This is a genomic window from Aquibium sp. ELW1220, assembly GCF_030398385.1.
Taxonomy (GTDB): domain Bacteria; phylum Pseudomonadota; class Alphaproteobacteria; order Rhizobiales; family Rhizobiaceae; genus Aquibium.
This window is the reverse complement of the sequence record NZ_JAOAOQ010000005.1, coordinates 203,147-229,702: the sequence shown is the minus strand read 5'-3', so window position 1 is coordinate 229,702 and position 26,556 is coordinate 203,147. Positions and strand designations below refer to the sequence as shown.

Here is a 26,556-nt window from a genome sequence, read left to right as displayed (position 1 = left end):
GTTCAGGCGGCGCGCCGGGCCGATGCGTCGGCGCCTTCGACTTCGAGGAAACACTCGTGCAGAAGGTCGAGATCGACGGGAACGATCTGGCTCAGCTTCACGTCGAGTTCGTCGAGACAGTAGCCTCCGTCGACCAGTTCGCGCACCAGTTGCCGCAGAAGCGCCCGGTCATCGAGTCGCGTGATCTCGTTCGTCTTCGCCATGCCCCTGCACCCTTCGGATGATGCAGACATGGTGCGCCGTCAGGGTAAATTCCCGGTTAAGGTCGGCGTTCTCGCGGCACCCTGTGGCGCGAGGACCGGCACGAAGACGCGGCGTGAGGCGCGCTGCGCGACCGGCAGGCCCTGGTAGAGCCGTTTCTGTGCCTCGACGATCAGGACACCACAGAACATCGGCCAGAACCGTCGACCGGTGCGCTCGATGATCTGATGCGCTCGCAACGCCCAGCGGCTCTGCGAGGGAGGAAAGAACAGCGCTTCCGCCCAGGACGCCGGGGTGAAGTTGGTTTCCCGCAGGAGCGACAGGATCTGCCCGCGCGACCAGGGGCGCCCGGTGCCGAAAGGCGTGTGCTCGAAGCGGGCCCAGACGCCGCGGCGATTGGGCACCACGATGACGAGGCGTCCGCCCGGCGCCAGCACGCGCCAGATCTCCATCAGCGTCTCGCGCGGGTTCTCGGCGTGTTCGAGCGCGTGCACCATCAGCATGCGGTCGATGGAGGAATCGAACAGCGGAAGTTCTTCGTCGAAGACGAGCGCCGTTGCCGACGGCCCGTGCGGCGGCCAGTTGATCGCGCCCTGGGTCGCCGGCATGAAGGAGAAGACCCGCTCCGCTTCCACGCCGAACCGGTCGAGCCAGGGCAGGGTGTAGCCGAGGCCGACGAGGCGCTCGTTGGGCAACGTCGACCAGATGCTGGACAGCGCCATGGCGATCGACCGCTCGGCCAGTCGCCCGAGGGTCGTCGAGTAGAAGGCGCGGAGATCGACGATGTCGGTGTGCATGGCGCGCACGCTAGTCGCCCGGCGCCGACACCGCAAGGAAAGGGTGGCGAAGACGGATGCCGCGCCCTATCGTTCCCGCACAGCACGAATGAGGTACGGAATGACCCTGGAAATCGAACAGTTCATGTGCCGGAGCGACAATTTCGGCGTGCTCGCGCGCGATCCGGCGACCGGCGAGACCGCCATCATCGATGCGCCGGAGGTCAGACCGATTCTCGCCGCCATCGAGCGCACCGGCTGGGCGCCGACGGTCATCCTGACGACGCACCACCACCCGGACCATGTCGAGGGCAACCTGGCGCTGAAGGAGAAGTTCGGTCTGACGATCATCGGCCCCGAATCGGAAGCTGCGCGCATACCCGGCATCGATCGCACGGTGCGGGACGGTGAGACCTTCCGCTTCGGCGGCGAGACCGTGCGCGTGATCGAGACCCCGGGGCATACGGCCGGACATGTCTGCTATCACTTCCCCGACTCGCACATCGCTTTCACCGGCGACACGCTCTTCTCGCTCGGCTGCGGCCGGCTGTTCGAACGCAAGGCACCGGACATGTTCGCCTCGCTGAAGAAGCTCACGGCACTGCCGCTCGAGACGAGGGTCTATTGCGGACACGAGTACACGCTGTCGAACGCCCGCTTCGCGCTCGGCATCGACCCAACCAACTCGGCCCTGAAGACGCGCGCGGCCGAAGTGGATCGGCTACGAGCGCAGGGCCTGCCGACCCTGCCGACGACATTGATGCAGGAGATGGCGACGAACCCGTTCCTGCGAGCACACGATCCGATCATCCGCCGCAATCTCGGCATGGAGGATGCGACCGACGAGGCTGTCTTTGCCGAGATCCGCAAGCGCAAGGACATCGCGTGAGCGGCGGCGCCACGGAGGCGCGCCCGATCATCGAGGCGCTGGGCATGCGGCCGCATCCCGAAGGCGGCTGGTATGTGGAGACGTTTCGCGATTCAGCGGGCGGGCTGCGCGGGCACTCGACCGCGATCTATTTCCTGCTGGAGCGCGGACAGGTATCGCACTGGCATCTGGTGAAGGATGCCGTCGAGGTCTGGCACTACCATGCCGGAGCACCGCTCGAATTGTCGATTCCAGTCGACGGGGTCAACGTCGAGCGGCTGACGCTCGGACCGGACATCCTGTCCGGCCAGCGTCCGCAGGGCATCGTGCCGGCCGCTGCCTGGCAGTCGGCCCGGAGCCTCGGCGACTGGACGCTCGTGGGGTGCACCGTCGCCCCCGGCTTCGACTTCGCCGCCTTCGAACTCGCGCCCCCTGGCTGGAAGCCAGGACGCCAGCAGGCTTCGTGATGGCTGCACGGTCCGGCCATCCGGTCTCCCTCGAAGCGGCTGGTTGTCTTGCCCGGCGGATGGTCGAGCAAGAGGTCCTCTTCCCGGTCTGGAATGACTCTAAATCATCGGCGTTGCGAGGATTTCGCGGGCAGGCTATCTGAACTTGCAGGTAGCCCCCAAGCTCGCGGCACAGAGACGCGCGGGCTTTCGCCCCGTTTACCGCGTTGCCGCCATGTCCACGACAAACACACCGGCCGAGGTTTCCGACGACCTTCTATCGGTCTACCTGCGCCAGCTGAAAACGCTCCGCATGGCGCTCAAGAAGCGCACCGGCTCGCACGAACTGGCCGAGGACGCGTTGCAGGAGACATGGCTGCGTCTCGCGAGAATCCAGTCCAGACCGGTCGAAGTTCGAGACCGGCAGGCCTTCATCCTTCGCGTCGCCGGAAACATCGCGATCGATCTCCTGCGCAAGGAGCAGCGGCACACGTCGCGCTGCATCAGCGAGGACGCCGTCCTTGAAGCTGTGGTGGACGGTTCCCCCTCGCCCGAAACCGTCGCGATCGACCGGGATCAGTTGCGCCAACTCGTCCTTGCCCTCGCCGAGCTTCCTCCGAAGCCGCGTGCCGCGCTGCTGCTCAACCGCTGCGACGGACTTTCCCACGCGCAGATTGCCGGCCGGCTGAAGGTTTCCGAAAGCATGGTCGCACGATATCTGGCGCAGAGCCTGCGCCATTGCCGCGATCATTTCCGCAACATGGCATGATGATTCCGCTGGGCTGCGGTGCAATTTCCGTCGCCTCGTCTCGTCCTTGATGTACGTGGCAGACATGAGCGCGCGCGCCCGCAGGATCGGGCCGCGACCACCGCAGGTGCAGGGCGACGGCCGACTTCATGACATCCGAGGGCAGACACCCTGACAACATGGTTCTGAGCGACGAGGCCATCGACTGGATGGTCAGGCTGAATTCCGGCCGGGCCACCGCGAACGACCATGTGGCGTTTGCGGCGTGGCGGCAAACAAGCGAGAAGCACGAACAGGCAGCGCGGGAGGCCGAGGCGATCTGGCACGGCGTGGGGATCGCCGGGACCCGGGTCCGCCGCGCCGACCGGAAGGTGAAGCTGACGCGACGGGCAGTCCTGGGCGCCGGGATCCTGGTAGCGGGCGGCGCCCTCCTCGCGCGGTCCGGTTCGATCGGCCCGCACCTGCTCGCAGACCACGTCACCGGCATCGGGGAGCAGCGCAACCTATTTCTGGACGACGGATCGTCCGCATTCCTCAACGCCGGCACCTCACTGTCCGTCGACTTCAGCGCCCGGGAGCGCCTGCTTCGCATCCACGGGGGCCAGGCAGCATTCACCGTCGCGCACGATCCTTCCCGGCCGTTCATCGTCGCGGCCGGTGCCGGGCGGACGCGGGCGGTCGGGACGGTCTTCGACGTCGACATCCGGCCACGGGAGGTGGTGGTCACCGTGATAGAAGGCACCGTCGACATTGCCACGGAGGCCGCGCCATCCTCACTCGTGATCGCGACGGTCGACCAGCGGGTGCGCTACGACGGTACCGCCCCTCCCTCGCCGCCCGAGACGATCGATTCCGACGCCGAGACAGCCTGGCGCAGGGGCAAGCTCATCTTCGACCGCCGTCCGCTCGGCGACGTCGTGGCCGAACTCGAACGCTATCGAACCGGCAGGATCGTGATCGCCAGCGACCGGCTCCGGTCGCTGGAGGTGACGGGAGTCTTCGATCTGACGGAACCGGAGGCCGTGCTCGGCGCCATCGAGGCGACGCTCCCCGTTCGGATCACGCGACTGCCTCTGGTGACGCTCATCCGGTAGCGGCAGGCCTCGTTCGGGGATTAATAGCTGCGTCGAATACTCAACTTTATTTCCGACTCACGGTGCAAGATCGCGCCCGCCGCTGCGTCCTTGATCCGAGGGCCAGCGAGACAGCGTTTCACCCGCCAGCCACGCCCTCGACGAGTCAACGAGGCAGGACGGGGCATACTCCATGCGAAAAGAGGCAAAGAAGACCGGCGCAGGCCGGGCGCGGCGAAGAGCGGTCATGGCGGCGCTGCTGGTGTCGGTGGCGTTCCTGGCAGTCGCCGGGGCAGCGCACCGGGAACCCGCGCATGCGCAGGGAACGGCGGCGCAGATCCTCATGCTGAACATCCGACCGCAGAGCCTCGGTTCGGCCCTGACCACCTTCGCCGACCAGGCGGGCCTGCGCCTCCTTTTTCCGTCGAGCCTCGTCGCCGGGCGAAACAGCCCGGCGCTCTCGGGTCGCTTCACGCGCGATCAGGCACTGTCCCGGCTGCTCGAGGGCAGCGGCCTCGCCTATGCCTTCACAAACGCCGGCACCGTCACGATAAGCGACCCAGCCGCGGGCGCTCCGGACGCGGAGGGGTCGATCCTGCTCGGGACGATCGACGTCACCGCCGGAAGCGGAAGCGACGCCGCTTCGGGTGCGGGTTTCCAGGGTACACCAGACTGGGTCTACGAGACGCCGGCTTCGGTCGGCGTCGTCTCTGGCGAGGCCATCCGCAGTTCAGGCGCTCGCAACGTGCGCGATGCGATCGCCAGCGCGCCGGGCGTCTATTCGGGCGAAGGCCAGGGGAGCTTTCCGACGGTTTCGCCCAATATTCGCGGCGTCGGCGATTCGGGGCGCGTCGTCGTCTCGATCGACGGAGCGCGGCAGAACGCGCAGGATGGCGGACGGTATGGCGGCGGCATGGGCGGCTACGGCACGGCCTATGTCGATTCGGCCTTCATCCGGCGGGTCGACATCGACAAGAACCCCGGCGCGAGGGCGGGCAGCGCGGGATCGCTCGGCGGCGGAGTGGACTTCCGTACCATCAATGCTGACGATATCATCGGCCCGGGTCGGATCTGGGGCGTCGAGCTCGATGCGACGACCGGAAGCAACGCGAGCGACTTCCAGGGATCGGTGATCGCCGCGACCCGCCTGGGAGACATCTTCTCGCTGACGGCCGGCCTGAGCAGGACGCAGATGGGCGACTACGAGAATGGCGAGCACGGCGAGGTCACGGGCTCCAACGTCTACAACATGACGGCCAGGGAGACCTGGTCCTCCCTGTTGAAGCTGGAGGGGGATTTCGGAGACGTCCGGACATCGCTCTCCTGGATGCACCAGCAGAACGACTTCAGCTACAGTCCGACCGGCACGACCGTGGGCAGCGACTTCGAGAGCGCGAACGACAGCGTCAGCGCCAACGTCGCCTGGAACCCGGAAAGCCCGCTGATCAATGCTGAGGCGAACCTGTGGCTCAACAGTTCCCGCAGCGACGAGACCCGTCACGCGCGAATTGCCAGCGGCATCCTGATCGACCCGGAGACCTTCCAGGAACGCGACTTCCTGAGCTTCGGCGGCACGCTTCAGAACACGAGCGCGTTCGACACGGCCGCAGGTCCGTTCAGCCTGAACTACGGCGTCGAAGCCTTCCGCGACGATGCGACGAGCCACGTCATGAACGAGGACATCGCGGAAGATCCGCTCATCGCCACAGGCTGGCTGCCCTACAACCGCCCGGGCCAGCGCGATGTCGTGAGTTCTTTCGTCAACGGCACCCTCGAGCCGGTCGACTGGATGACGCTGTCGGCGGGCCTGCGCTACGACTGGTACAGGCTGCATGGAACGGCCCGCTACTACAACCGGCGCGTCACCACGACGACGACGCCGGACCGGACTGCACAGGCGGTGACGACGTGGGCCGAATGGGCGCAGGTCAATAGCCTCACAACCTATAATCTGCGCAAGGCGATCTGCGAAACCGGGCTCAATCCGAACAACGGCCAGCCGATCAGTGATTCGGCGCGTCAGACCAACTGCAATCTCCTCGTCCAGGCGGGCGAGCCGATCGACGGTGTCTGGCGCGCCGCAGGCACCGTGGTTCGCGGCGTCACCACCTACGTCACCGATTATCCCGAGCACGAGACCGAGGTCGACCGAACCGACGGTGCCTGGCTGCCGACCGCCACGGTCGAGTTCAAGCCGGTGGGCTGGCTGCGGCCCTATGTCAGCTATGCGCACAGCCTGCGCCCGCCGACGACGAACGAGGCCTTTTTCTCCGGCTCCGTCATCCCGACCAACACAGCCGGCACCTCCGCAGCGCCCAACCAGGACCTGCGCGCGGAGCGGGCGCGGACCTGGGAAGCGGGCGTCAACGTGATGCTCGACGATGTCGTCCAGGGCGGCGACAGCCTGCGGTTCAAGGCATCCGCCTTCCACCGGACGATCGATGACTACATCGTCATCGGCAGGATCCGGACGAGCGACGTGACGACCCAGGAATATGACAGCTTCGTCAACGCCGCCGAGGACACCACGATGAAGGGCCTCGAACTGGAGGGTAACTACGACGCTGGCACCTACTGGGTCGGCGCTGCCGCGACCTGGCTCGAGACCACATGGCCGCAGACGACGCAGATATTCACCAACAGCGATGGTTCGACGACCGGCGAGATCTTCGCCTTCGCCGGAGCCGTGCCGCCCCGCTTCAAGGTCACCGTCGATGCCGGGGTGCGCCTGTTCGACAGGAGGGTCCGGCTGGGTGCCCGCGTCAATCACGTGACGCCGAACCTCGCCCGCTATCTCGACGAGAACGGCAACCTCACCGAGACAGGAGACCCCTACACGACCCTGGATCTCCATGGGTCATTCGACATCGGGCGTCAGGCGACGCTCAACCTGTCGTTCAACAACGTGACCGACCGGCGCTACATCCCAGCCACGGCCAGCTACATCGCGCCCGGCCGCACGTTCCTGATGGGCATGAACGTGAAATTCTGATCCAGCGCCGATCCGCAGGAACCGCGGGCCCACGGCGAACATCACCCGGTCCACGCCAGGCGGCGGGCCGGCCGAAACGAAGACAGGAAGACGAATGCCGACGGACGAGACATCGACGACGAAGCCCGGGGCGGAGCAGGCTTCGCGCGGGAAGCGCCTCAAGGCGGCCACGGGCGAGACGCACGACCGACTGGACCGGGCGATCATGCGCAGGGAGCCCTTTGCCAGCCGCGAACGCTACGGCCGCTTCCTTTCGCTGCAGCATGCGTTCCATCGCGATATCGACGCGCTGTACGACGACGCCGGTCTGCAAGCAGTCCTGCCGGACCTGAAGGTCCGACGACGGCTCCCGCTGATCGTCAGGGATCTGGCCGACCTCGGCGTTCTTCCGCCAGACCATGGGCTGGAACCGGTGTTCGCGGATGGCGCGCCCGCCGACCTCGCGACCGTCCTCGGCTGGCTCTACGTCGCCGAGGGCTCCAATCTCGGCGCTGCGTTCCTGCTCAAGGAAGCGGGCAAGATCGGCCTGTCGGAGAGGTTCGGAGCGTGCCATCTCGGCGCCGCCCCGGAAGGACGCGGCCTGCACTGGCGGACCTTCACCGCCGCGCTCGACGCGCTGCCCCTGACCGTCGACGAGGAGCCGCGCGTGGTCGCGGGCGCCGAGGCCGCCTTCCGGCGGGTGCACGGTCTGGTGATGGAGATGTTCCCGTGAGCATGGCAGCTCCCGTCCGTCCCGCTGCGAAACGCCGACGGAGCACCCGATTGTCCTGCTGGAACGGAGCAATCCTTCTCCTCGGCGCCACGCTCGTCCTCGCGTCCGCATCCGCCGTGCGGGCACAGGACGCTGCACCGGTGGTATCTCCCGCAGCAGAAACCAGGGCGGAAGCCGGCGAGACCGCAGAGATGCCGCAAGAAGGAACACTGCCGACATCTGCGTCGGCAGCCCCGGTCGATCCGGCACAGAACGTCGCGCAGCCCGATGCAGGTTCCGCCGTGCCGGCGCCCGCCAACCCGCCGGTTCCCGGTTCCGGTCCGGCCGCCGATGCCCCGGCCGCGCCGGGGGCGGCCGACGGTCTGTTCGGCGGAACGGCGGCGCTCTCTCGGCTGCTCGGTGCGTCAGGCCGTGATCCCGATCTGCCGCACGACCTGTCGCCGTGGGGCATGTTCCTCGCCGCGGACTGGGTGGTGAAGGCGGTCATGACCGGTCTGGCCTTTGCCTCCTTCATCACCTGGACCATCTGGCTTGCAAAGTCGATCGAGATCGCCCTCGCCCGGGCAAAGGCCCGTCGCACACTGGCAAGCATTGTCGAGGCGTCGAGCGTGGATGACGCTGCGCTCGCGCTTTCTGGCCGCGGCGGTCCGGCAGCTTCCATGATCCGTACAGCCGAAGGCGAGATGTCCCGCTCCGAACCGATGCTCGACCATGCCGGGACCCGGGGGCTTTCCAATCGCGTCCAGTCGCACCTGACCCGCATCGAATCGCAGGCCGGTCGCCGGCTCTCGCGCGGCACGGGCATCCTCGCGACGATCGGCTCCACCGCACCATTCGTTGGCCTGTTCGGGACGGTCTGGGGCATCATGAACGCCTTCATTGGCATCTCGGAGGCGCAGACCACCAACCTGGCGATCGTGGCTCCGGGCATCGCCGAGGCGCTGCTGGCGACCGCCATCGGCCTTGTCGCCGCCATTCCGGCAGTCGTCTTCTACAACGTCTTCGCCCGCAGCATCGCCGGTTACAGGCAGGTGCTCGCCGATGCCTCCGCCGCGGTCGAGCGGCTGGTCAGCCTCGACCTCGACCGCCGAAAGGTGGCATCCCCCGCGGCGCGGCAGGCGGCGGGGTAGAGGCCATGGCCGGAGGCATTCGCGAAGGTGGCGGCCACGACCTCGACGAGAACCACGAGATCAACGTCACGCCGTTCATCGACGTCATGCTGGTGCTGCTCATCATCTTCATGGTGGCCGCGCCGCTCGCGACCGTCAACGTCGCAGTCGATCTGCCGGCTTCCACTGCGCAGCCGCAGGAGCGGCCCGACATGCCGCTCTACCTGACGCTGATGGCCGATCTGTCGCTGGCGATCGGAGACGAGGCGGTGACGAGAGAGGAGCTTGCCGCGGCACTCGATGCGACTGCCCGGGGCGACAAGGAGACGCGCGTTTTCCTGCGCGCGGACAAGGCCGTCAGCTATGGCGAACTCATGGAGGCCATGAACCTGCTGCGCGCTGCCGGATACCTTAAGATCGCGCTGGTCGGGCTCGAATCCGTGCCTGCCCCAGGCGAAGCGACGGGCCGGCCGGAGGAGACCTCCACGCCGTGAGCCGCTTCGTCGACGCCCCCGGCCGCAGCACGCCGCTCGCCGAGGCAGCCCTGTGGATCTGCGCCGCGATCACCGTGGCGACCACCCATGTCGGCGGGGCCGCATGGCTGCTTCGGGAGCCACCCGCCGTGGCGGCCGAGGACGCGCCGCCCGCGGCCATCATGGTCGAACTCGCTCCCGAACCGGAAGCCGTCTTCACCGAGACGAACGAGATTGCGCCGGATCTGGAAACGACCGCTCCGAGCAACGCTGCCGAGGCGACGCCGACGCCTGACGAGGCACCGCCCGAAGAGGGCATGACGGAAGAAGCAATGGCGCAAAACGACACGGTGGAGCCGGACCCGACGGCGGTAGAGGAGACCGCATCCGCCGAGGATGATGCCGTGATTCTTCCCGATAGCGTCGACGTTCCCCTCCCGGCCTTCCGACCGCAACCTCAGGAACGGAAGGAGAAGGCCGAGCCTCGAAAGCTCGAGGCGTCGAAGCCGCGCAGACAAGACCAGCAGCAGGCCGCCTCGGCATCCGCCACCCGTGCACAGGCGCAGGTCAGGAGTTCGGATCGCAATGCCGGCAGCCAGAGCGCCTCGGGGACATCCTCGATGTCTCCGACCCGGTGGCAGTCGCGGCTCATGGCGCATCTGGAACGCCGGAAGCGATATCCGGCAGCCGCGCGCGCGCGCGGCGAGCAGGGCACGGCCTATGTACGGTTCAGCATCGACGGCAGCGGCAACGTCCTGTCGGTCGTGCTCGCGCGCTCCTCGGGATTCCGGGATCTCGACGACGAGGTGCTATCGCTCGTGCGCCGGGTCTCGCCGGTGCCGCCGCCTCCCCCCGGCGCGGCAACGAGCATCACGGCGCCCATTCGATTCAGCGTGCGATGAGGCCGGGCGCCGCCCGGGCCTGCCGCACGTGGCCGCAGCGTCGTCATCGGTCGAGCAGGAACCCCAGCGTGATCGCCACCTGGGCGACGTAGTAGGACACCCACACGGCCGGCGCGACGAGGGCCTGGCGCGGCGAATCCGCCGGGATGAGGAACCGGCCGGCGGCCAGGACGGCGTCGGACACGATGAACAGGACCGCGCCGGCAATCACCGCGAGCGATGGCAGCGTGACTGCGGTCAGTCCCATCGCCATGATGGCCGCGACGTAGAGCCCGACCGGGAGGACGAGATGGCGCGGCAGGGCGGGCCGAAGCCGATGGAACATTCCGGCCGCAAACAGCAGAATGATCACGGCCCCGGCGAGGCGGACGGGCTCCGCAGCGATTGCCTCCCCGCCGCCGCCCGCCATGCCGAACAATGCGACGTAGACGAGGTGCGCGGAAAGAAAGGCGGCCAGGCCGGAGACGAAGGCGCGGTCGCCATCCTCCGCCAGAAAGAGATCGCCGAGCGCCGACAGGACCAGCGCGGCCGCGAGAAGCGTCGGTCCGCCTGCAACGAGGACCAGCACGCCGAGCAGCGCGACCGACGCCGTCTTGACCGCAGTTCGCCGGTACGACGGCGGGCGCCTCACCATCATGAGATAGAGTGCCGCCGCCACCGCCGACAGGACCAGCGTGCCGTTGGACGCCGCCTCGATGCCGCCCGGAAACGGCATCATTCGGCGGGTGCCTTCGGCCGCGACAGGATCATGTTCTTGGCCGCGAGCGCCGCGCCGGCCGTGATCAGCAGGCAGGCGCCGAGGATCGTCAGCGTCGGCTCCGCGAAGCCGAAGACGATCAGCACCAGCGTCGACAGCAGCGGCGCGGCATAGCTTGCGGCTCCCAGCACCTGGATGTTTCCGCGCTTGACCCCGTGGTCCCAGGCATAGAAGGCCGCGCCCACCGGCAGGAGACCAAGACCCGCCACCGCGAGCCACTGGCCGGCACCCTGCGGCCAGACCGTCTCCTCCAATGCCACGTGACAGAGGAGCGACAGCAATGCGGTGGCGGCGCAGAACCATGTCACGATGCGGGTCGGGACGGCTTGGAAGCGGCGCGACAGGAGCGAATAGGCCGACCACAGGAGGGCGCAGACCCCCGCCATGGCGTAGCCGTAGGCGTAGCGCGCGTCGAATTCGAATCCGCCGCCGCGACTGACGATCAGCGCCGTGCCGGCCAGACCCATCAGCGCGCCGACGAGATGATGCCAGCCGAGCCGTTCGCCCGGCATCAGCGCCGAGCCGAGAACGATCAGCAGCGGCCAGAGATAGGCGATCAGGCTCGCCTCGACGGCCGGCGCGTTGCGCAATGCCGTGAAGTAGAAGAAATGGTAGCCGAAGAGACCGCCGATACCGACCAGCCAGACGACCGGTGGGATCGCCACTCGCTCGACCGGGGTCGCCGAAAGACCGCGCGCGGCAAAACCGACCGCGGCACCGATGGCGAAGGTCATGGCCGACAGCTGGAAAGGCGGAACCGTACCGGACGCGTCGGTGAAGAGCGCCAGAAGCGCCCACATCATCACCGCCGAAAAGCCGATCAAAGTCGCCTGCGCCATTCCCGCCGCTCCCGACCGGGAGCGAGGCTTCCGGTTGCTATTTCACCATTTCGAAGCGAACGGCCTGAACCTTGATCGTGCCGACCTGCGTGCCAACCGTCGCCTCGACGGGGGCATATACACCTGAGGTACCGACCTGCGCAAAGGCGATCGCGATGTCGGAGGACTTCCGCATGAAGGCTATCGACTTGTTGTTGCTTCGATACCCGGATACCGGCACGAAGCGGGCCGAGCACTTCACCGTGTCGCCCTTGTAGCCGGAGACGGAAGCGGTGCCAAAGCCGGCCGGCTTGAGGTGCAGGTCAGCACGCAGAGCACCGTCGAAGATGCGGATCGTGCGGTTGCAGACGTCGGCGGGCGAGGCGGCGCGCACCAGCGCAGCGGAAATCGGATCGACGACGCCTGTCAGATGATCCTGCTCGACCTTGATCCAGTCCTTGCGGTTGGTCCGGACCGGCGGCGTGTTCTCGGCGCTGACGACAGCGCCGTTGGCAAAGGCGATGGTGGTCTTCTTCTTCTTGTTGCCCGAGGTATAGTCGACGCCGTAGCTCCGCGGCAGCGGTCCGTCGGCTCCAAGGCGTCCGCTCGCGGTCGCGCTGGCGCGGGTGTCGTCGAATATCTTGGCAACCCCGGAACTCGTCAGCTGGCCGCTGATGGCAAAGCCGTCCTTGTCGATCCTGCTCTCGAAGGTCGACCGGGCGAGCACGATGCCGTAAAGCGACGTGGCATACTCCGAACGAAGAGAAGCGCCGTCAGCGGGCGCTGCCAAGGCCGCGACAGGAACGAGGGTGGCGGCAAGGACCGCCGCTTTTCGGCGGAGGCTGGACGCGTGTGGCAATGTTTGGTCCTCGTGTGAAGCCGATCGGTAGTTCATGCTCCAGAGCTGCTCTTTTTTCAGGAAGTTCCGGCTAATCTGTGGCAGAAGCAATCGGGGGACGGTGGAAGACGGGAAAGTCGTTTGCGCGGGGGGCCGCGCTTGACGATCGGTCTGTTTCCCACTATGGAACCCCGACTTTTTCCCACGAGGCCGCCTGACAAAGCCCGCGCGCCATACGGTCTGGTGCGGGTCGGTCAATTGGTCCGACGAGAACCGAAGGTAGAGAACCATGTCCCGCGCTTGCGAACTGACCGCCAAGGCCGTCCTGTACGGCAACAATGTGAGCCACGCCAACAACAAGACGCGTCGCCGCTTCCTGCCAAACCTCGTCAACGTGACGCTGATGTCGGAGGCTCTCAACCAGAGCGTCCGCCTGCGCATCTCGGCCAATGCGCTTCGCTCGGTCGAGCATCGGGGTGGCCTCGATGCGTTCCTGCTCAAGGCCGACGTGGCCGAGCTTTCGCAGCGCGCCCGCCTCCTGAAGAAGCAGATCACCAAGAAGCTGGCCGACCAGCCGGCTGCCTGATCCGCTTTTCGGCTCTGTCCGAAAATTATCGCAAGGCGGGCTTCCGGCCCGCCTTTCTGGTTCCATCACCCAGGATAAAAAAATGACCAGCACCCTGCGTGTCCTGCCGTTCGTCGCGGCCATGGCAATCATCGTCGCCGTGTCCAACGTCCTTGTGCAATATCCGTTCGAGCATCTCGGGCTCGGCGAGATACTCACCTGGGGCGCCTTCACCTATCCGGTGGCCTTCCTCGTCAACGACCTGACCAACCGCCGCTTCGGCACCGGTGCGGCGCGGCGGGTGGTGCTCGCCGGCTTCGTCATCGCCGTTGCTCTGTCGGTCTGGCTGGCGACGCCACGCATCGCCATCGCCTCCGGTTCGGCCTTCCTGGTGGCCCAGCTTCTCGACACGGCCGTCTTCGACCGGCTGCGTGGCCAGGCCTGGTGGCAGGCACCCTTCGTCTCGACGCTGGTCGGCTCGGCGCTGGACACGGTGCTGTTCTTCGGCCTTGCCTTCTCGTCCGCGTTTGCCGGCATCGACGCCTTGTTCGGCATGGAGGACGGCTCTCTCGCCTTCGCCGTGCCGTTCCTGGGCGGGCAGGCGCCGCTGTGGGTGTCGCTGGCGCTGGGCGACTTCGCCGTCAAGATCCTGATCGGGCTCGCCATGCTAGCCCCTTACGGCGCCTTGCTGTCGGTGCTGAGGCCCGCTCCAGCCGTACGCTGAAATCCAGCCGCGCGGGCGCAGCCGCCCGCTAATCCTCCTGCAGGATGAACTCCAGGTACAGATTCCGCTGCAGGATCGAGTGGTTGTCGTCGGAGATCAGCGACACCATCAGGGCGCCATCGGCGCGCCGCCAGACGTCCAGCCCTTCCATGTTGTCGATCTGGTAGGTCATCCCGGCCTCCAGCAGGATCTCGCCGTCGGCCACCGCCCCCTTGCGGATGTCGCCAGCGGGAATGCGCCGCAGCCGCATGCCGACGCCGCGCGAGATGGCGTAGCTCCGCTCGAGCAGCAGCAGATCACCATCCGGCAGGAAGGCACCGTCAGTGATATCGAACTCGCCGCGGCGGACGACCGTAAAGACGCCTTTGCCCGGCCCCTCGATGATCGCGGCGAAGATGTCGCCGTTCCGGTCGAGGCTCTTTTCGGAGACGACGACGCGGGCGCCCGCCAAGGGTCCGTCCTTCGGAGCGTAGGCGATCGTCTCGAGACCGCGGTTGTTGCGCAGTTCCCGCGGCGGGATGACGTAGCCGAGATCGCGGATCTGGCTCTTCATGCCGCCCGGATCGAGCTTGTACTCCGAGACCCGGTGCGCACGTTCGAACGTGGCGGTGGCAACACCGTCGCGAACGGCCAGGCCCTCGGCATCCGTGCGCCCCTTGTCGGCCGTCACCTGTCCCTGCGGGCCGACCATCTGCTGCATGGTGAAATCCGCGAGGCCGGAGGGCCTGCCGTCAGCGTCGCGCTCCAACTGGCCGAAGAACCAGAAGCCGGTGTCGGCGACGCCGACGAAACGCCCTCCGGGATCGAGAAAGCGAAAGGCGGACAGGGCGCCGAAATCGCCAGCGGCCGAGGCCATTTCGAGGCCCCCGACGAACTCCAGCGGCCCGAAGCGCATCTGCGACGAGCCGATGCGGAAGGACCGGATCGGCCAGCTGCGAACACTGATCGGCTCGACCGCCGCTGCCGACGCGACGGCATAGGCGGGAGCGGCCGTCCAGACTGTCGCAGACGAGACGAGGGCGACCGCGGTCAACGCAGCGCACAGCCGCATGCCAGGCGTTGCCCTTAAGCGGATCGGGAAGCCGGCCGGTGTGGATCGATCCCCGGCCAAGCCCGTCAGCCCGCGCGCCGCCGTGCGCCGCCGCGGCGCGCACCGGCTGCGGCCTGGTCGGCGAAGAGCGATGCCAGTTGCTCGGTCATGGCTCCGGCGAGTTCCTCGGCGTCGACGATGGTCACGGCGCGGCGGTAGTAGCGCGTCACGTCGTGGCCGATGCCGATAGCGATGAGTTCCACCGGCGAACGCGTCTCGATCAGGTCGATGACCGCGCGCAGATGGCGCTCCAGGTAGTTGCCGGGGTTGACCGATAGCGTCGAGTCGTCGACCGGCGCGCCGTCGGAGATCATCATCAGGATCTTGCGCTGCTCGCGGCGGGCCACGAGTCGGTTGTGCGCCCAGAGCAGCGCTTCGCCGTCGATGTTCTCCTTCAGGAGCCCTTCGCGCATCATCAGGCCGAGATTGCGCCGGGCCCGCCGCCAGGGCGCGTCGGCGGACTTGTAGATGATGTGGCGCAGGTCGTTGAGCCGGCCGGGGCTGGCAGGCTTGCCTTCCTTGAGCCACTTCTCGCGCGACTGGCCGCCCTTCCACGCCTTCGTGGTGAAGCCGAGAATCTCGACGGAGACTCCGCAGCGCTCCAGCGTGCGGGCAAGGATGTCGGCACATGTCGCCGCGACCGTGATCGGGCGGCCGCGCATCGAGCCCGAATTGTCGAGCAGCAGCGTGACCACGGTGTCGCGGAAGTTGGTATCGCGCTCCTGCTTGAAGGAGAGCGGCTGCATGGGATCGATGACGACGCGCACGAGCCGCGCCGGGTCGAGATAGCCCTCTTCCAGGTCGAAGTCCCAGGAGCGGTTCTGCTGCGCCATCAGGCGGCGCTGCAGCCTGTTGGCAAGCCGGCCAACCACCCCTTGGAGGTTGGCGAGCTGCTTGTCGAGGAAGGCGCGCAGACGGTCGAGTTCCTCCTCGTCGCAGAGTTCCTCGGCGCCCACCATCTCGTCGAAGGCGGTGGTAAAGATCTTGTAGTCGAAGTCGGGTGGCAGGTTCGTATAGGGGAAATCAGGACGCTTGGCCTCGCCCGGCGTCTCCGCGTCGACGTCCTCGTCCTCCGAAATCTCGTCAGCGTCAGCGTCGCTCGATTCGCTCTCGCCGGCTTCCTGATCCTCGGTGGAATCGTCAGACTCGTCGGACTCAGACTGGTCCGCACCCTGGTCCTGCTCGCCGCCGTCGTCGCTCTCCTCCTCGCCCTCGGGCTGGTCGTCGCTGTCTTCGGCCTCCTCGGACTGCTCCTCGTCCCCCAGTTCCTCGGCCATGTCCATGGAGGCCAGCATGTTTCGGACGACGCGGGCGAAAGCATTCTGGTCGTCCAGCTTGCCGGTGAGGCCCTCGATATCGGCACCGGCCTTGTCTTCGATCCAGTCGCGCCAGAGATCGACCATGCGTTCGCCGCTCTTCGGCACCTTGCGCCCGGTCAGATGTTCTCGCACGACCATGGCGACGGCTTCCTCGAGCGGCGCATCGGCCTGCTCCGTGACGCTCGCGAGATTGGCCTTCTGGTACTTGTCCTCCAGCATGGAGGCGAGGTTGTCGGCCACGCCGGCCATCCGATTGGCGCCGATCGCCTCCACACGGGCCTGCTCGACCGCGTCGAAGATCGCCCGCGCCTGCTTGCCCTCGGGCGCGAGCCGGGTATGGATCGAACTGTCGTGACAAGCGCGGCGCAGCGCCATCGAATCACCCAGACCGCGGGTGATCGAGACCTCCGCCTTCGTCGGCCGATTGCCGAGTTCGGGCAGCCGCGCGCGACTACCGGCGAGCGCCGGCTTGTCCTTGGCGAACGAGACCTCGAGGTCGTTCTCGCCCGCGATGGCGCGCATCGTCACCGTCATCGCGCGCTTGAAGGCCTCGCCCTCACTGCCCGTCTTCGGCTTGCCGCCACGCTGGTTGTCGCCGGGAGATGCCATTGTCTACTCGGCGGCCATGGGATTTCGGCTCATGGGCGCCGGAATGGGATCGCCATCGGCCGCCGCCGCGGCGGCCCACTCCCACGCGGCCAGGCGGACGTCTCCGATAGCCTCCATCTCGCTTTCGCCATCGCCGGTACAACCCGGAAGCGCGGGCATGACCGCAAGCCAGCCGCCTCCCTCGGATGCGTGGAGCGGGCGCAGATTGACTTCGTAGTCTGCAGGATCGAACACCGATCCGTCGGAAACGAGTATCTTCGTTCTCTCGATCATCGTCTGCCTTCCTCGTCGAGGAACTTGACCAGCATTGCGATGTACACCGGCTTGATGGGACGCCGGGCCGGTATTGTCAGTCGTCGTCCACCATGTGGATTTCCGACCTTGAAGTGTGACCCGCCCGACGGCTTCATGCAAGCGACCCCGGCCTCCGCGCAGGCTCTTTCGACGTCGGCAATACGCCAGTCCCCCCTTGGGTTGGACCGCATCCGCTCGATCGTCTTTCCCATCGACGCGGTTCTCTGGCCTCACGTCAGCCCAGCACGACGTTCACCGCGCTCTCCTTCAGTTCCTCGCCGAAGACGCGCTGGTAGAACTCGGCCACGAGGGCGCGCTCGAGTTCGTCGCACTTGTTGAGGAAGGTGAGGCGGAACGAATGACCGACATCGCCGAATATCTCGGCGTTCTCGGCCCAGGTGATGACCGTGCGCGGGCTCATCACGGTGGCAAGATCGCCGTTGACGAAGGCCGAGCGGGTCATGTCGGCAACCCGCACCATTCGGTCGACGATGACGCGACCCTTGTCGTTACGGTAGTGCTTGGCCTTGGCCAGCACGATGTCGACTTCCTTGTCGTGCGGCAGGTAGTTGAGCGTGGTGACGATGGACCAGCGGTCCATCTGCGCCTGGTTGATCTGTTGGGTACCGTGGTAGAGGCCCGTGGTATCGCCCAGGCCGACCGTGTTGGCGGTGGCGAACAGGCGGAAAGCCGGATGCGGCCGGATGACGCGGCTCTGATCCAGCAGCGTCAGGCGGCCGGCCGATTCGAGCACGCGCTGGATGACGAACATCACGTCCGGGCGGCCGGCATCGTACTCGTCGAAGCAGAGCGCGACGTTGTGCTGGTAGGCCCAGGGCAGAATGCCGTCGCGGAACTCCGTGACCTGCTTGCCTTCCTTCAGCACGATCGCGTCCTTGCCGACGAGATCGATGCGGCTGACGTGGCTGTCGAGATTGACGCGCACCATCGGCCAGTTCAGCCGTGCCGCGACCTGCTCGATATGCGTCGATTTGCCGGTGCCGTGATAGCCCGAGATCATCACGCGCCGGTTGAAGGCGAAGCCGGCCAGGATGGCGAGCGTGGTGTCGCGGTCGAAGAGATAGTCCGGATCGATGTCTGGGACATGCGGGTCCCCGACCGAATAGGCCGGCACGATCATGCGCGACTCGAAGCCGAAGACGTCCTTCACCGATACGGTGGTGTCCGGGAGATTGGAAATGTCGCGATCGATCTTGTTCATCATGCCTCCAGCGCCGGGCCAGTCGGGGGCGCCGCCATTCGTCCAGTCACAGCTTTTCGGGGGCAGTCCTTAGCAGACGCGGCGCTCAACAAAAACCCGATTGTTTGAGCACACGGTAGGCCTGGAGCACGTCGCGGAACCGGTCTTCCGAACCCCGGTCGCCGCCATTCGCATCGGGATGGTGGCGCTTTACCAGTTCTTTATAGCGCGCCTTTATGTCCGCGCCAGTCGCTTTCTCGTCCAGGCCCAGCGTTTCCAGCGCCTTGGCCTCCAGCGGGCGCGCCTTGCGTTGCGGCTGCGGCCGCGGCTTGTCCTCGCCAAACAGGTTGAACGGATCGCGGACGCGGCTGTAGTAGCCGGCCCGGCCCGAGCGCTTCGCTGCGAAGTCCGGGCTCGACTTGGCGGAGCCATTGATGCCCATCACCCAGGTGGGGCGGTGGCCGGTCAGCGCTTCCTTCTGGAAGCGGGCAATGTCCGTATCGCCGAGGCCGGAGAAATAGTTGTAGCCCTTGTTGTAGGCGCGCACATGGTCGATGCAAAAGCGGAAATACTCGCCCTCCTTCATGCGGCCAACCGGCGCACGGTGGAGCCCCGGCTCCGCGCAGCCATCCCACTGGCAGCGCGGCGCGCGCGACTTCGCCTCGGCGTCCCGATCGGGACGGACGCGAATCCGGTCGAAGATCTTTGAGTTGGCGTTCATCGTCCAGCGATTATGGGTGCTTCGCACCGCGATACAAGAATTGACATTTGGGGAAGGATGTCCCTAACCCCTGATTTGCATGACCTTTGCGTCGGAGCGGCGCATTTGGTGGGAGATTGCGCGCATGTCCATCCAGTCCCGTATCGAAGTCAAGCTGAAGCAGTGTTTCGCACCGGAACGGCTCGAGGTCGTCAACGAGAGCCACCTCCATGCCGGCCATCATCATTCCGGCTCCGAACACCACGGCGCCTTCGACGGTCAGGGCGAGACCCATTTCCGAGTCCGCATCGTCGCGCCGGCCTTCGCCGGCCTGAACCGGGTCGACCGGCACCGCGCCATCAACGAGCTGCTCGCCGAGGAACTCGCCGGCAGCGTCCACGCGCTTGCGCTGGAGCCCGCGGCGCCCGGGGAAAAGACGCGCTGGTGAAGAGCGTTTGCCCGCTTGCCCGACCCGACGGCCGGGCAAGGCGCTAGCCGACGTCCAGCGGCTTGATCCTCAGCTTCACGATGCGGTTCTTGTTGCGCTTCATGACGATGAAGCGTTTGCCGTGGAAGGTGAAGGCCTGCTTTTCCTCGGGGATCATCTGCGCCTCGTGGATGACGAGGCCAGCGATCGTGGTCGCCTCGTCGTCGGGAAGCGTCCAGTCCAGCGCGCGGTTCAGATCGCGGATCGGCACCCCGCCATCGACCACGATCGAACCGTCTGCCTCCTGCTTGACGCCCTGGATGTCGACGTCGTGCTCGTCGGCGATCTCGCCGACGATCTCCTCGATGATGTCCTCGAGCGTGACGAGGCCTTCGACTTCGCCATACTCGTCCACCACGATGGCGAAATGCGCCTTACGCCGCAGGAAGGCGTTCAGCTGGTCGCGCAGGGTCGTGGTGTCCGGCACGAACCACGGCTTCGTCGCCACCTTCATGATGTCGACCTGGGCCGGATCATTGCCCACCTCGTGCAGCGCCCGCAGCAGATCCTTGGCGTGAACGACGCCGACGATGTTGTCGGTTTCGTCGCGATACAGCGGCATGCGCGTATAGGGGCTCTGCAGAATCTCGCGCACCACGACGTCCGGCGCGTCACCCGCGTTGACGAGCTTCATCGCCGTCCGGTGGATCATGATGTCGGAAACTTCGAGTTCGGCAAGGTCGAGCAGACCGCCGACGCGGTCACGGTCCTGCTTCACGAAAGAGCCTTCGCGGTGCAGGACCTCGACGGCGCCGCGAATCTCCTCATGCGCCGAGACCATGTTCGCGTCGCTCGACAGATTGACGCCGAACAGGTGCAGGATGCCGCGCACGACGTAGTTGGCGGCGCTGGAGATCGGACCGAACACGAAGACGACGACCCGGGCAAAGGGCGCGACGAAGAGGGCGAACTGTTCGGGGCGGAAGAGGGCGAGCGATTTTGGCAGGATCTCGGAGAAGATGACGAGCAGGACCGTCATGCCGATCGTGGCATAGACGACGCCCCTGTCGCCGAAGATGGACAGCAGCACGCTGGTCGCGAGCGACGAGGCGAGGATGTTGACGAGGTTGTTGCCGATCAGCAGCGCGCCGACGAGGCGGTCCTTGCGCTCGATCAGGCGCTCCACCACCGAAGCGCGCTTGTCTCCGCTGGCGGCAATGGAATGGAGGCGCGCCCGGGAGGCCGCGGTCATGCCGGTCTCGGTCCCGGAGAAGAGGAAAGAGAAACAGATGAGGATCAGGATGATCCCAGCGATCACCCACAATTCGGTCGTCATCCGGGATGGTTCTCCTCGAGGAAGGACAGGACTTCGGACGCCGGTACATCCTTCGCGATGTAGGATTTGCCGACGCCGTGCGTGAGAATGAAGGTCAGCGCGCCGCGCGACACCTTCTTGTCCTGCGCAATATAGGCAAGAAGTCGCCCGGAGTCAGGGAGGGTGCCCGGAATGTCGGCCATCCGGGTCGGCAGGCCGACCGCCTTCAGGTGCGCTTCGACGCGAAGTGCATCGTCGGGACTGCACTGGTTCAGCCTCGCGGAAAAGCGGTGCGCCAGCACCATTCCGATCGCTACGGCCTCGCCATGGACGAGGCGTGCACCATCGTAGGCGACCGCCGATTCGAGCGCGTGGCCGAAGGTATGGCCGAGGTTGAGCAGGGCACGGTCGCCGGTCTCGAACTCGTCGCGGGCAACGATCTCGGCCTTGGATCGGCAGGATTCGGCGATTGCCCGCGTGCGCGCCTTGCCGCCGGCGAAGACGTCGCGCCAGTTTGCCTCCAGCCAGGCGAAGAAGTCCGGCCGGTCGATGAGCCCGTACTTCGCCACCTCGGCATATCCGGCGCGAAACTCCCGCAGCGGCAGCGTGTCGAGGACATCGGTGTCGGCGAGAACGAGTCCCGGCTGGTGGAAGAGGCCGACGAGGTTCTTGCCGTGGCCCGTATTGATGCCCGTCTTGCCGCCCACGGAGGAATCGACCTGCGCAAGCAGCGAGGTCGGCACCTGCACGAAGCGCATGCCGCGCCGTACGATTCCCGCTGCGAAGCCGGTCAGATCGCCGATCACGCCTCCTCCGAGCGCCACCACCACGTCCCGTCGCTCCAGGCGGGCGCCGAGCACGGCATCGACGACACGCTCGAGGTGCTCGAAGCTCTTGGTGCGCTCGCCGGCCAGCAGAATGATCGCCGTCGCGGCGATTCCCGCCGCCTCCAGGCTGGCGGCGAATGCCGGCAGATGGATCGCCGCCACGTTCTCATCCGTCACGATCGCAGCGCGCACGCCCGGCATCCTGGCGGCAATCTGCGCGCCCGCGCGAGCAAGCAGGCCACTGCCGATCAGGATGTCGTAGGCGCGGTCGCCGAGCCCGACCTCCACGCGCACCGGTTCGTCAGTTGCTGGCACGTCCATCGTCGAAGCTCTTTCCCGCTCGCTGCGCGTCGAGCCAGCGGTCCAGGGCCTGGATCGCCTCCGACGCGATGATGTCCTTGGTTTCGTCGCGTGTCACGACGGTCACGTCGGCCAGCGCGTAGACCGGATAGCGCTCGCGCATCAGGCGCTGCATCACGCCTCGGGGATCGTCGTTCTTCAGCAGCGGACGGCTCTTGTTCTTGACGACACGTTGCATGAGCACGTCGATGTCAGCCTTGAGCCAGATCGAGACCCCATGCGCCGCGACGGCCCTGCGGGTGTCCTCGCTCATGAAGGCGCCGCCGCCGGTGGAAATGACCCGCTCGCCCTCCTCCAGCAGCCGAGTGATGACCCTGCGCTCCAGGGCTCGGAATTCCGGTTCGCCGTAACGCTCGAAGAGGTCGGGGATCGTCATGCGCGAGACCGATTCGATCTCATGGTCGCTGTCCACGAATGGCAGTTCGAGCATCTGCGCGACGCGGCGGCCGATCGCCGTCTTCCCGGCCCCCATCAACCCGATGAAGACGATGGCGCGCCCGGCGAGTTTGTCGCGCAGCGTCCTCTCGTCGACTTGGGTAACGGCGTTCATCGATATCTTCCCTCGGCGAGCCGTATGCGCATGAAAAGGCGCGGCGCGTCAAGCAATCGCCACGATGCGAGGCAACGGCAGTAGGTCACGGCGGCAAGCCGGGCGGACGGTGCCGGGGTTGAACTCACCACTCCCGCGACGCATAAGGAGGCCCGGCGGACGACCCGAGGGATCAGCAGTACCAATGCCCACGCTTTTCCGTTTCCTGACGACGATCGCCATCCTCGTCGGCATCGTCTACGGCGCGATGTTCGCGCTCGTCACCTTCGTGGAACCGAGGACGGGCGAGATGACGGTGCGGATTCCGGCCGAAAAACTCAATCCGCGCGACTGATACGGAAACGGCATGAACACCGCTTCCGCGATCGAGACCTTCCTGGAAATGATGAGCGCGGAGCGGGGCGCCAGCCAGAACACGCTCGACGCCTATCGCCGCGACCTCGAGGACGCGCACCGTTCCATGGCCGGCAAGGCTGGTCTTGCCGACGCCACGGGCGCCGACATCGCCTGGCTGATGGACCGCGTCGCAGCGGAGGGCTTCGCCGCGTCGACGCAGGCGCGCAAGCTCTCCGCTCTGCGGCAGTTCTTCCGCTTTCTCTACGCCGAGGGCATGCGCGGTGACGATCCGACGGGCACGGCCGAAAGCCCGAAGAAGCCGCGAACCCTGCCTGGCGTGCTGTCGGAGGCCGAAACCGGGCGGCTTCTCGACCGTGCAGCGGACGAAGCGGCAACGCCGCCGCCCGGCCTTTCGCGCGAGGCGGCGGTCAGGCTCCACGCGCTGGTGGAGGTGCTCTACGCGACCGGCCTGCGCGTCTCGGAGCTGGTCGGCCTGCCGCTCTCGGTGGCGCTGCGCGACGAGCGCTTCTTCGTGGTGCGCGGCAAGGGCAACAAGGAGCGCATGGTGCCGCTCTCGGGAAAGGCACGAAACGTGATGACGGTCTGGCTGGCGGCGCGGGCGGAGGACGCCGCGAACGCGGACAGCCTGTATCTCTTTCCCGCCCGTTCGGACACCGGCTACCTGCCCCGACAGGTGTTCGCGCGCGACCTGAAAGCGCTGGCAGCCCGTGCCGGCCTGCCGTCCTCGGCTGTCTCGCCGCACGTGATCCGGCACGCCTTCGCCAGCCACCTGCTGCAGAACGGCGCCGATCTGCGCGCCGTGCAACTGCTGCTCGGCCATTCCGACATCTCGACCACCCAGATCTACACACATGTGCTGGAGGAGCGGCTGATGAAGCTGGTCAACGAACATCATCCGCTTGCCGACTAGGCGCGGGATCGATATGGGAGAGCAACTTTTCAGCGCCGAAGGGCGTTCACAGAGCAATTCCGCACCCGAAACGACGCCTTTCGCGCGTCCCCCGGCACAGCAGCGAATGTACAATTATCTCGAATTCGAAAAGCCCGTCGCGGACCTTGAAGGCAAGATCCTGGAGCTGAAGACGCTCTCGGAAGGCGGCGAGGCCGTCGACGTAGCCGAAGAGATCGCGCGGCTGGAGAAGCGCTCCAGCGATGCGCTGCGCGACATCTACCGCCAGCTCCAGCCCTGGCAGAAGGCACAGGTCGCGCGCCATCCCGACCGGCCGCACTGCCTCGACTATGTCGGTCGTCTTTTCACCGACTTCACGCCGCTCGCCGGCGACCGGCTCTACGGCGAGGACAACGCCATCATCGGCGGCTTCGCGCGCTTCCGCGGCGAGCCGGTGGCGATCCTCGGCCAGGAGAAGGGCGCAGACACCAAGAGCCGCCTGAAGCACAATTTCGGCATGGCCCGACCCGAAGGCTACCGCAAGGCGGTGCGGATCATGGAACTCGCGGACCGATTCGGCGTGCGGCTGGTGACGCTGGTCGACACGGCCGGCGCCTATCCCGGCATCGGCGCGGAAGAGCGCGGCCAGGCCGAGGCCATCGCGCGCTCGACCTCCGTCTCGCTCGGATTGAAGGTACCGGCCGTCTCGGTCATCATCGGAGAAGGCGGCTCGGGCGGCGCCATTGCCATCGCCACCGCCAACAAGGTCTACATGCTGGAGCACGCGATCTATTCGGTGATCTCTCCCGAGGGCGCTGCCTCCATCCTGTGGCGCGATCCCACCCGCGCCCGCGATGCAGCCACCTCGATGAAGATCACGGCGAAGGACCTGCTCGAAATGAAGGTCATCGACGGCATCATCCCCGAGCCGCTGGGCGGGGCGCATCGCGGCGCCGAAGCCGCCATCGACGCGGCCGGCGACCAGATCGCAGCCGCTTTTGCCGAACTGGCGGCGCAGAACGTGGATTGCCGCGAGCACCGGCGCGAGAAGTTCCTGGCCATTGGCCGGGGGCTGTAGTCCGGCGCCTGCCGTTTCCACCTTCCGCCACACTGTCGCCATGGCTTGCCCGCATTGAACTTCCCGAGAGGAACCCGTTGCGCGCCTTGCGGTAAGGGATTCGCAAGGTTAACGCCCGTAGAGGTTTACCGGTGTGATCGCGCGATGCCCCCTCGGCTACGCGCTTCGGCCAGGATCTTGAAGCTTGACGATGATTTCGAAATTCACCCGGATCGGACTTCTCGCAGCAGCGGTGGCGCTGGCGGGCTGCACGGAATCCGCGCTCGAATCGGCTGTCGGCGCCAAGGCGAACAAGCAGCTTCCCGAACGCATCGTGACGCAGATGAAGGCCAAGGGCATGCCCAAGTCCTCGCCTGTCATGGCGCGTGTCTTCAAGGAAGAGGGCAAGCTCGAGATCTGGAAGCAGAAGTCGAACGGTCGCTACGACCTCATCGCCTCCTACGACATCTGCAAGTGGTCGGGGCAGCTGGGGCCGAAGTTCATCGAGGGTGACCGGCAGGCGCCGGAAGGCTTCTACACCGTCGGCCCCGGCCAGTTGAACCCACGCTCCAGCTATCACCTCGCCTTCAACATGGGCTATCCCAACGCATACGACCGGGCCCATGGCCGCACCGGCTCGAACCTGATGGTGCATGGCGGCTGCTCCTCGTCCGGTTGCTATTCCATGACCGACGAGCAGGTGGAGGAGATCTACGCCTTCGCGCGCGACGCGTTTTCCGGTGGGCAGCGCGAGTTCCAGATTCAGGCCTTCCCCTTCCGCATGACGCCCGAGAACATGGCGCGCTACCGCAACGACCCGAACTACGCCTTCTGGTCGATGCTGAAGGAAGGCTACGATCACTTCGAAATCACCAAGGTGCCGCCCAAGGTGGACGTCTGCGAGAAGCGCTACGTCTTCAACCAGGTGCCGGAAGGCAGCGCCGCATTCTCGCCTACCGGCATGTGCCCGCCGATGTCGCAGCCCGACACGCTGATCTCCGCCTACCAGTCGCAGAAGACCAGCTTCGACGCCGCCTTCGCCAGCTATTCCGACAAGCCACTGCCGGCACCGCGCGATTCGATCGCCGGCATCGCCGAGGCGAAGCTCGTCGCAGATTGGACGAAGCGCCGCTCGCGCGGCGAACGCGTGCCGCTCGATCCGCCGGCCATGCTTGGCGACGGTGCGATCGTCGCCTCCACCGAGCGCATGGGCCGCATCGATTCGCCGGCCGGCAGACGCCAGGCGGCGCTCGACGCGGCGGCGGCCGAGAAGAAGCGGATCGAGGACGAGAAAGCCGCGGCCGCGGCCCAGGCGCGCGCCGAGAAGGAAGCCGAGAAGATCGCAGCCGCCCAGGCGAAGCTGCAGGCCGAACAGGCAGCCGCCGCGCCCGTCGCCGCACCGCCTCCGGCCGTCACCGTCGAGGACAGCAATGCCGGCGGGGGGTTGTTCGGCTCGGTGCGCAAGCGCGTCGGTTCGATCGGCAACCTCTTCGGCGGCTGACCGCCGCCGTGAACGCCGATCCGGACGCCCGCGACCCCGCCGGGGACCAGGACGTGCC

General features: G+C 66.6%; 29 protein-coding genes. 16 read left to right on the top strand and 13 right to left on the bottom strand.

The features are described 5' to 3' along the window. Positions 1–2: 2 nt before the first annotated feature. Positions 3–203: a hypothetical protein gene (locus N1F91_RS07200; RefSeq protein WP_289991077.1), complete on the bottom strand. Its 201-nt coding sequence runs from the start codon at positions 201–203 to the stop codon at positions 3–5. 39 nt (positions 204–242) lie between these two features. After that, positions 243–998: a class I SAM-dependent methyltransferase gene (locus N1F91_RS07195; protein ID WP_289991137.1), complete on the bottom strand. Its 756-nt coding sequence runs from the start codon at positions 996–998 to the stop codon at positions 243–245. A 100-nt stretch (positions 999–1,098) separates the two neighbouring features. Between N1F91_RS07195 and gloB the strand changes: the two genes are divergently transcribed. From gloB to N1F91_RS07150, 9 genes are all read left to right on the top strand, one after another. Further along, positions 1,099–1,866, top strand: coding sequence for a hydroxyacylglutathione hydrolase (gene gloB / locus N1F91_RS07190; protein ID WP_289991075.1), 768 nt, complete (start codon positions 1,099–1,101; stop codon positions 1,864–1,866). Further along, positions 1,863–2,312: a cupin domain-containing protein gene (locus tag N1F91_RS07185; RefSeq protein WP_289991073.1), complete on the top strand. Its 450-nt coding sequence runs from the start codon at positions 1,863–1,865 to the stop codon at positions 2,310–2,312. The genes gloB and N1F91_RS07185 overlap by 4 nt, the downstream gene beginning before the upstream one ends. A gap of 214 nt (positions 2,313–2,526) precedes the next feature. Beyond that, on the top strand, positions 2,527–3,060 hold the full coding sequence (locus N1F91_RS07180; RefSeq protein WP_289991071.1) for an RNA polymerase sigma factor: 534 nt from the start codon (positions 2,527–2,529) through the stop codon (positions 3,058–3,060). A gap of 158 nt (positions 3,061–3,218) precedes the next feature. After that, complete coding sequence (locus N1F91_RS07175; RefSeq protein ID WP_289991070.1) at positions 3,219–4,133, top strand: FecR family protein; 915 nt, start codon at positions 3,219–3,221, stop codon at positions 4,131–4,133. A gap of 226 nt (positions 4,134–4,359) precedes the next feature. Beyond that, positions 4,360–7,104, top strand: coding sequence for a TonB-dependent receptor (locus N1F91_RS07170; protein WP_289991069.1), 2,745 nt, complete (start codon positions 4,360–4,362; stop codon positions 7,102–7,104). 94 nt (positions 7,105–7,198) lie between these two features. After that, positions 7,199–7,816: a biliverdin-producing heme oxygenase gene (locus N1F91_RS07165; protein ID WP_289991068.1), complete on the top strand. Its 618-nt coding sequence runs from the start codon at positions 7,199–7,201 to the stop codon at positions 7,814–7,816. Between the two features lie 191 nt (positions 7,817–8,007). Then, on the top strand, positions 8,008–8,946 hold the full coding sequence (gene exbB / locus N1F91_RS07160; protein WP_289991066.1) for a tonB-system energizer ExbB: 939 nt from the start codon (positions 8,008–8,010) through the stop codon (positions 8,944–8,946). A 5-nt stretch (positions 8,947–8,951) separates the two neighbouring features. Beyond that, complete coding sequence (gene exbD / locus N1F91_RS07155; protein ID WP_289991064.1) at positions 8,952–9,419, top strand: TonB system transport protein ExbD; 468 nt, start codon at positions 8,952–8,954, stop codon at positions 9,417–9,419. A gap of 128 nt (positions 9,420–9,547) precedes the next feature. After that, positions 9,548–10,300, top strand: a complete 753-nt coding sequence (locus tag N1F91_RS07150; RefSeq protein WP_289991062.1) for an energy transducer TonB — start codon at positions 9,548–9,550, stop codon at positions 10,298–10,300. Positions 10,301–10,343: 43 nt separating this feature from the next. Here the strand turns inward: N1F91_RS07150 and N1F91_RS07145 are convergent, their stop codons facing one another. Genes N1F91_RS07145 through N1F91_RS07135 form a run of 3 tightly spaced genes read right to left on the bottom strand, consistent with a single transcriptional unit; the run spans position 10,344 to position 13,004 of the window. Then, positions 10,344–11,018: a lysoplasmalogenase gene (locus N1F91_RS07145; protein WP_289991060.1), complete on the bottom strand. Its 675-nt coding sequence runs from the start codon at positions 11,016–11,018 to the stop codon at positions 10,344–10,346. After that, positions 11,015–11,896, bottom strand: coding sequence for an EamA family transporter (locus N1F91_RS07140; RefSeq protein ID WP_289991058.1), 882 nt, complete (start codon positions 11,894–11,896; stop codon positions 11,015–11,017). The genes N1F91_RS07145 and N1F91_RS07140 overlap by 4 nt, the downstream gene beginning before the upstream one ends. A gap of 37 nt (positions 11,897–11,933) precedes the next feature. Next, positions 11,934–13,004 carry a DUF3108 domain-containing protein gene (locus N1F91_RS07135; RefSeq protein WP_289991057.1) on the bottom strand — a complete coding sequence of 357 codons (1,071 nt, stop codon included), beginning with the start codon at positions 13,002–13,004 and terminating at the stop codon, positions 11,934–11,936. Here N1F91_RS07135 and rpmB point away from each other — a divergent pair. Together rpmB and N1F91_RS07125 are read left to right on the top strand one after the other, a co-directional pair. Beyond that, positions 13,003–13,299: a 50S ribosomal protein L28 gene (rpmB, locus tag N1F91_RS07130; RefSeq protein ID WP_289991056.1), complete on the top strand. Its 297-nt coding sequence runs from the start codon at positions 13,003–13,005 to the stop codon at positions 13,297–13,299. The two genes, N1F91_RS07135 and rpmB, sit on opposite strands and share 2 nt — an antisense overlap. A gap of 82 nt (positions 13,300–13,381) precedes the next feature. Further along, complete coding sequence (locus tag N1F91_RS07125; RefSeq protein ID WP_289991055.1) at positions 13,382–14,002, top strand: VUT family protein; 621 nt, start codon at positions 13,382–13,384, stop codon at positions 14,000–14,002. 28 nt (positions 14,003–14,030) lie between these two features. On the opposite strand, the gene N1F91_RS07120 is transcribed toward N1F91_RS07125, so the two are convergent. The 5 genes from N1F91_RS07120 to N1F91_RS07100 all read right to left on the bottom strand — a co-directional run bounded on the left by N1F91_RS07120 (position 14,031) and on the right by N1F91_RS07100 (position 19,236). Then, complete coding sequence (locus tag N1F91_RS07120) at positions 14,031–15,035, bottom strand: esterase-like activity of phytase family protein (protein WP_289991054.1); 1,005 nt, start codon at positions 15,033–15,035, stop codon at positions 14,031–14,033. Positions 15,036–15,118: 83 nt separating this feature from the next. Continuing rightward, entirely contained in the window at positions 15,119–17,020 is a 1,902-nt protein-coding gene (gene cobT, locus N1F91_RS07115; RefSeq protein WP_289991053.1) for a cobaltochelatase subunit CobT, read from the bottom strand. Positions 17,021–17,023: 3 nt separating this feature from the next. Then, positions 17,024–17,293, bottom strand: a complete 270-nt coding sequence (locus N1F91_RS07110; protein ID WP_289991052.1) for a type II toxin-antitoxin system HicB family antitoxin — start codon at positions 17,291–17,293, stop codon at positions 17,024–17,026. A 256-nt stretch (positions 17,294–17,549) separates the two neighbouring features. Continuing rightward, entirely contained in the window at positions 17,550–18,536 is a 987-nt protein-coding gene (cobS, locus tag N1F91_RS07105; RefSeq protein ID WP_289991051.1) for a cobaltochelatase subunit CobS, read from the bottom strand. Between the two features lie 85 nt (positions 18,537–18,621). Further along, positions 18,622–19,236 (bottom strand): J domain-containing protein, encoded by a 615-nt coding sequence (locus N1F91_RS07100; RefSeq protein ID WP_289991050.1) that lies wholly within the window; start codon positions 19,234–19,236, stop codon positions 18,622–18,624. 124 nt (positions 19,237–19,360) lie between these two features. On the opposite strand from N1F91_RS07100, the gene N1F91_RS07095 reads away from it, so the two are divergent. Beyond that, positions 19,361–19,663, top strand: coding sequence for a BolA family transcriptional regulator (locus N1F91_RS07095; RefSeq protein WP_289991049.1), 303 nt, complete (start codon positions 19,361–19,363; stop codon positions 19,661–19,663). A 43-nt stretch (positions 19,664–19,706) separates the two neighbouring features. Here the strand turns inward: N1F91_RS07095 and N1F91_RS07090 are convergent, their stop codons facing one another. The 3 genes from N1F91_RS07090 to N1F91_RS07080 are packed head-to-tail and all read right to left on the bottom strand — an operon-like array spanning position 19,707 to position 22,694. Further along, the gene (locus N1F91_RS07090; protein WP_289991048.1) at positions 19,707–20,978 is read right to left on the bottom strand and encodes an HlyC/CorC family transporter; all 1,272 of its coding nucleotides are present in this window, start codon (positions 20,976–20,978) and stop codon (positions 19,707–19,709) included. Then, a complete protein-coding gene (gene aroB, locus N1F91_RS07085; RefSeq protein WP_289991047.1) occupies positions 20,975–22,105 on the bottom strand; it encodes a 3-dehydroquinate synthase in 1,131 nt (376 codons plus the stop codon). Before aroB ends, N1F91_RS07090 begins: the two co-directional genes overlap by 4 nt. Further along, positions 22,086–22,694: a shikimate kinase gene (locus tag N1F91_RS07080; RefSeq protein ID WP_289991046.1), complete on the bottom strand. Its 609-nt coding sequence runs from the start codon at positions 22,692–22,694 to the stop codon at positions 22,086–22,088. Before N1F91_RS07080 ends, aroB begins: the two co-directional genes overlap by 20 nt. Positions 22,695–22,878: 184 nt before the next feature. On the opposite strand from N1F91_RS07080, the gene N1F91_RS07075 reads away from it, so the two are divergent. The 4 genes from N1F91_RS07075 (at position 22,879) to N1F91_RS07060 (ending at position 26,498) form a co-directional block, all read left to right on the top strand. Further along, positions 22,879–23,028 carry a histidine kinase gene (locus N1F91_RS07075; protein WP_289991045.1) on the top strand — a complete coding sequence of 50 codons (150 nt, stop codon included), beginning with the start codon at positions 22,879–22,881 and terminating at the stop codon, positions 23,026–23,028. Between the two features lie 12 nt (positions 23,029–23,040). Then, entirely contained in the window at positions 23,041–23,961 is a 921-nt protein-coding gene (locus tag N1F91_RS07070; RefSeq protein ID WP_289991044.1) for a site-specific tyrosine recombinase XerD, read from the top strand. Between the two features lie 106 nt (positions 23,962–24,067). Further along, positions 24,068–25,018 carry an acetyl-CoA carboxylase carboxyltransferase subunit alpha gene (locus N1F91_RS07065; RefSeq protein WP_289991043.1) on the top strand — a complete coding sequence of 317 codons (951 nt, stop codon included), beginning with the start codon at positions 24,068–24,070 and terminating at the stop codon, positions 25,016–25,018. Positions 25,019–25,208: 190 nt separating this feature from the next. Further along, positions 25,209–26,498: a murein L,D-transpeptidase family protein gene (locus tag N1F91_RS07060; protein WP_289991136.1), complete on the top strand. Its 1,290-nt coding sequence runs from the start codon at positions 25,209–25,211 to the stop codon at positions 26,496–26,498. Positions 26,499–26,556 lie beyond the last annotated feature (58 nt).

Excerpts from the sequence above, each read along its gene's own strand:
- N1F91_RS07145 (WP_289991060.1), bottom strand. The coding sequence starts at position 11,018 with ATGATGCCGTTTCCGGGCGGCATCGAGGCGGCGTCCAACGGCACGCTG.
- N1F91_RS07075 (WP_289991045.1), top strand. The coding sequence starts at position 22,879 with ATGCCCACGCTTTTCCGTTTCCTGACGACGATCGCCATCCTCGTCGGC.
- N1F91_RS07070 (WP_289991044.1), top strand. The coding sequence starts at position 23,041 with ATGAACACCGCTTCCGCGATCGAGACCTTCCTGGAAATGATGAGCGCG.
- N1F91_RS07140 (WP_289991058.1), bottom strand. The coding sequence starts at position 11,896 with ATGGCGCAGGCGACTTTGATCGGCTTTTCGGCGGTGATGATGTGGGCG.
- N1F91_RS07080 (WP_289991046.1), bottom strand. The coding sequence starts at position 22,694 with ATGAACGCCGTTACCCAAGTCGACGAGAGGACGCTGCGCGACAAACTC.
- N1F91_RS07200 (WP_289991077.1), bottom strand. The coding sequence starts at position 203 with ATGGCGAAGACGAACGAGATCACGCGACTCGATGACCGGGCGCTTCTG.
- exbD (WP_289991064.1), top strand. The coding sequence starts at position 8,952 with ATGGCCGGAGGCATTCGCGAAGGTGGCGGCCACGACCTCGACGAGAAC.
- rpmB (WP_289991056.1), top strand. The coding sequence starts at position 13,003 with ATGTCCCGCGCTTGCGAACTGACCGCCAAGGCCGTCCTGTACGGCAAC.
- N1F91_RS07175 (WP_289991070.1), top strand. The coding sequence starts at position 3,219 with ATGGTTCTGAGCGACGAGGCCATCGACTGGATGGTCAGGCTGAATTCC.
- N1F91_RS07180 (WP_289991071.1), top strand. The coding sequence starts at position 2,527 with ATGTCCACGACAAACACACCGGCCGAGGTTTCCGACGACCTTCTATCG.
- N1F91_RS07060 (WP_289991136.1), top strand. The coding sequence starts at position 25,209 with ATGATTTCGAAATTCACCCGGATCGGACTTCTCGCAGCAGCGGTGGCG.
- aroB (WP_289991047.1), bottom strand. The coding sequence starts at position 22,105 with ATGGACGTGCCAGCAACTGACGAACCGGTGCGCGTGGAGGTCGGGCTC.
- N1F91_RS07125 (WP_289991055.1), top strand. The coding sequence starts at position 13,382 with ATGACCAGCACCCTGCGTGTCCTGCCGTTCGTCGCGGCCATGGCAATC.
- cobS (WP_289991051.1), bottom strand. The coding sequence starts at position 18,536 with ATGAACAAGATCGATCGCGACATTTCCAATCTCCCGGACACCACCGTA.
- N1F91_RS07165 (WP_289991068.1), top strand. The coding sequence starts at position 7,199 with ATGCCGACGGACGAGACATCGACGACGAAGCCCGGGGCGGAGCAGGCT.
- N1F91_RS07095 (WP_289991049.1), top strand. The coding sequence starts at position 19,361 with ATGTCCATCCAGTCCCGTATCGAAGTCAAGCTGAAGCAGTGTTTCGCA.
- gloB (WP_289991075.1), top strand. The coding sequence starts at position 1,099 with ATGACCCTGGAAATCGAACAGTTCATGTGCCGGAGCGACAATTTCGGC.
- N1F91_RS07100 (WP_289991050.1), bottom strand. The coding sequence starts at position 19,236 with ATGAACGCCAACTCAAAGATCTTCGACCGGATTCGCGTCCGTCCCGAT.
- N1F91_RS07110 (WP_289991052.1), bottom strand. The coding sequence starts at position 17,293 with ATGATCGAGAGAACGAAGATACTCGTTTCCGACGGATCGGTGTTCGAT.
- N1F91_RS07195 (WP_289991137.1), bottom strand. The coding sequence starts at position 998 with ATGCACACCGACATCGTCGATCTCCGCGCCTTCTACTCGACGACCCTC.
- N1F91_RS07065 (WP_289991043.1), top strand. The coding sequence starts at position 24,068 with ATGTACAATTATCTCGAATTCGAAAAGCCCGTCGCGGACCTTGAAGGC.
- exbB (WP_289991066.1), top strand. The coding sequence starts at position 8,008 with ATGCCGCAAGAAGGAACACTGCCGACATCTGCGTCGGCAGCCCCGGTC.
- N1F91_RS07090 (WP_289991048.1), bottom strand. The coding sequence starts at position 20,978 with ATGACGACCGAATTGTGGGTGATCGCTGGGATCATCCTGATCCTCATC.
- cobT (WP_289991053.1), bottom strand. The coding sequence starts at position 17,020 with ATGGCATCTCCCGGCGACAACCAGCGTGGCGGCAAGCCGAAGACGGGC.
- N1F91_RS07135 (WP_289991057.1), bottom strand. The coding sequence starts at position 13,004 with ATGGTTCTCTACCTTCGGTTCTCGTCGGACCAATTGACCGACCCGCAC.
- N1F91_RS07170 (WP_289991069.1), top strand. The coding sequence starts at position 4,360 with ATGGCGGCGCTGCTGGTGTCGGTGGCGTTCCTGGCAGTCGCCGGGGCA.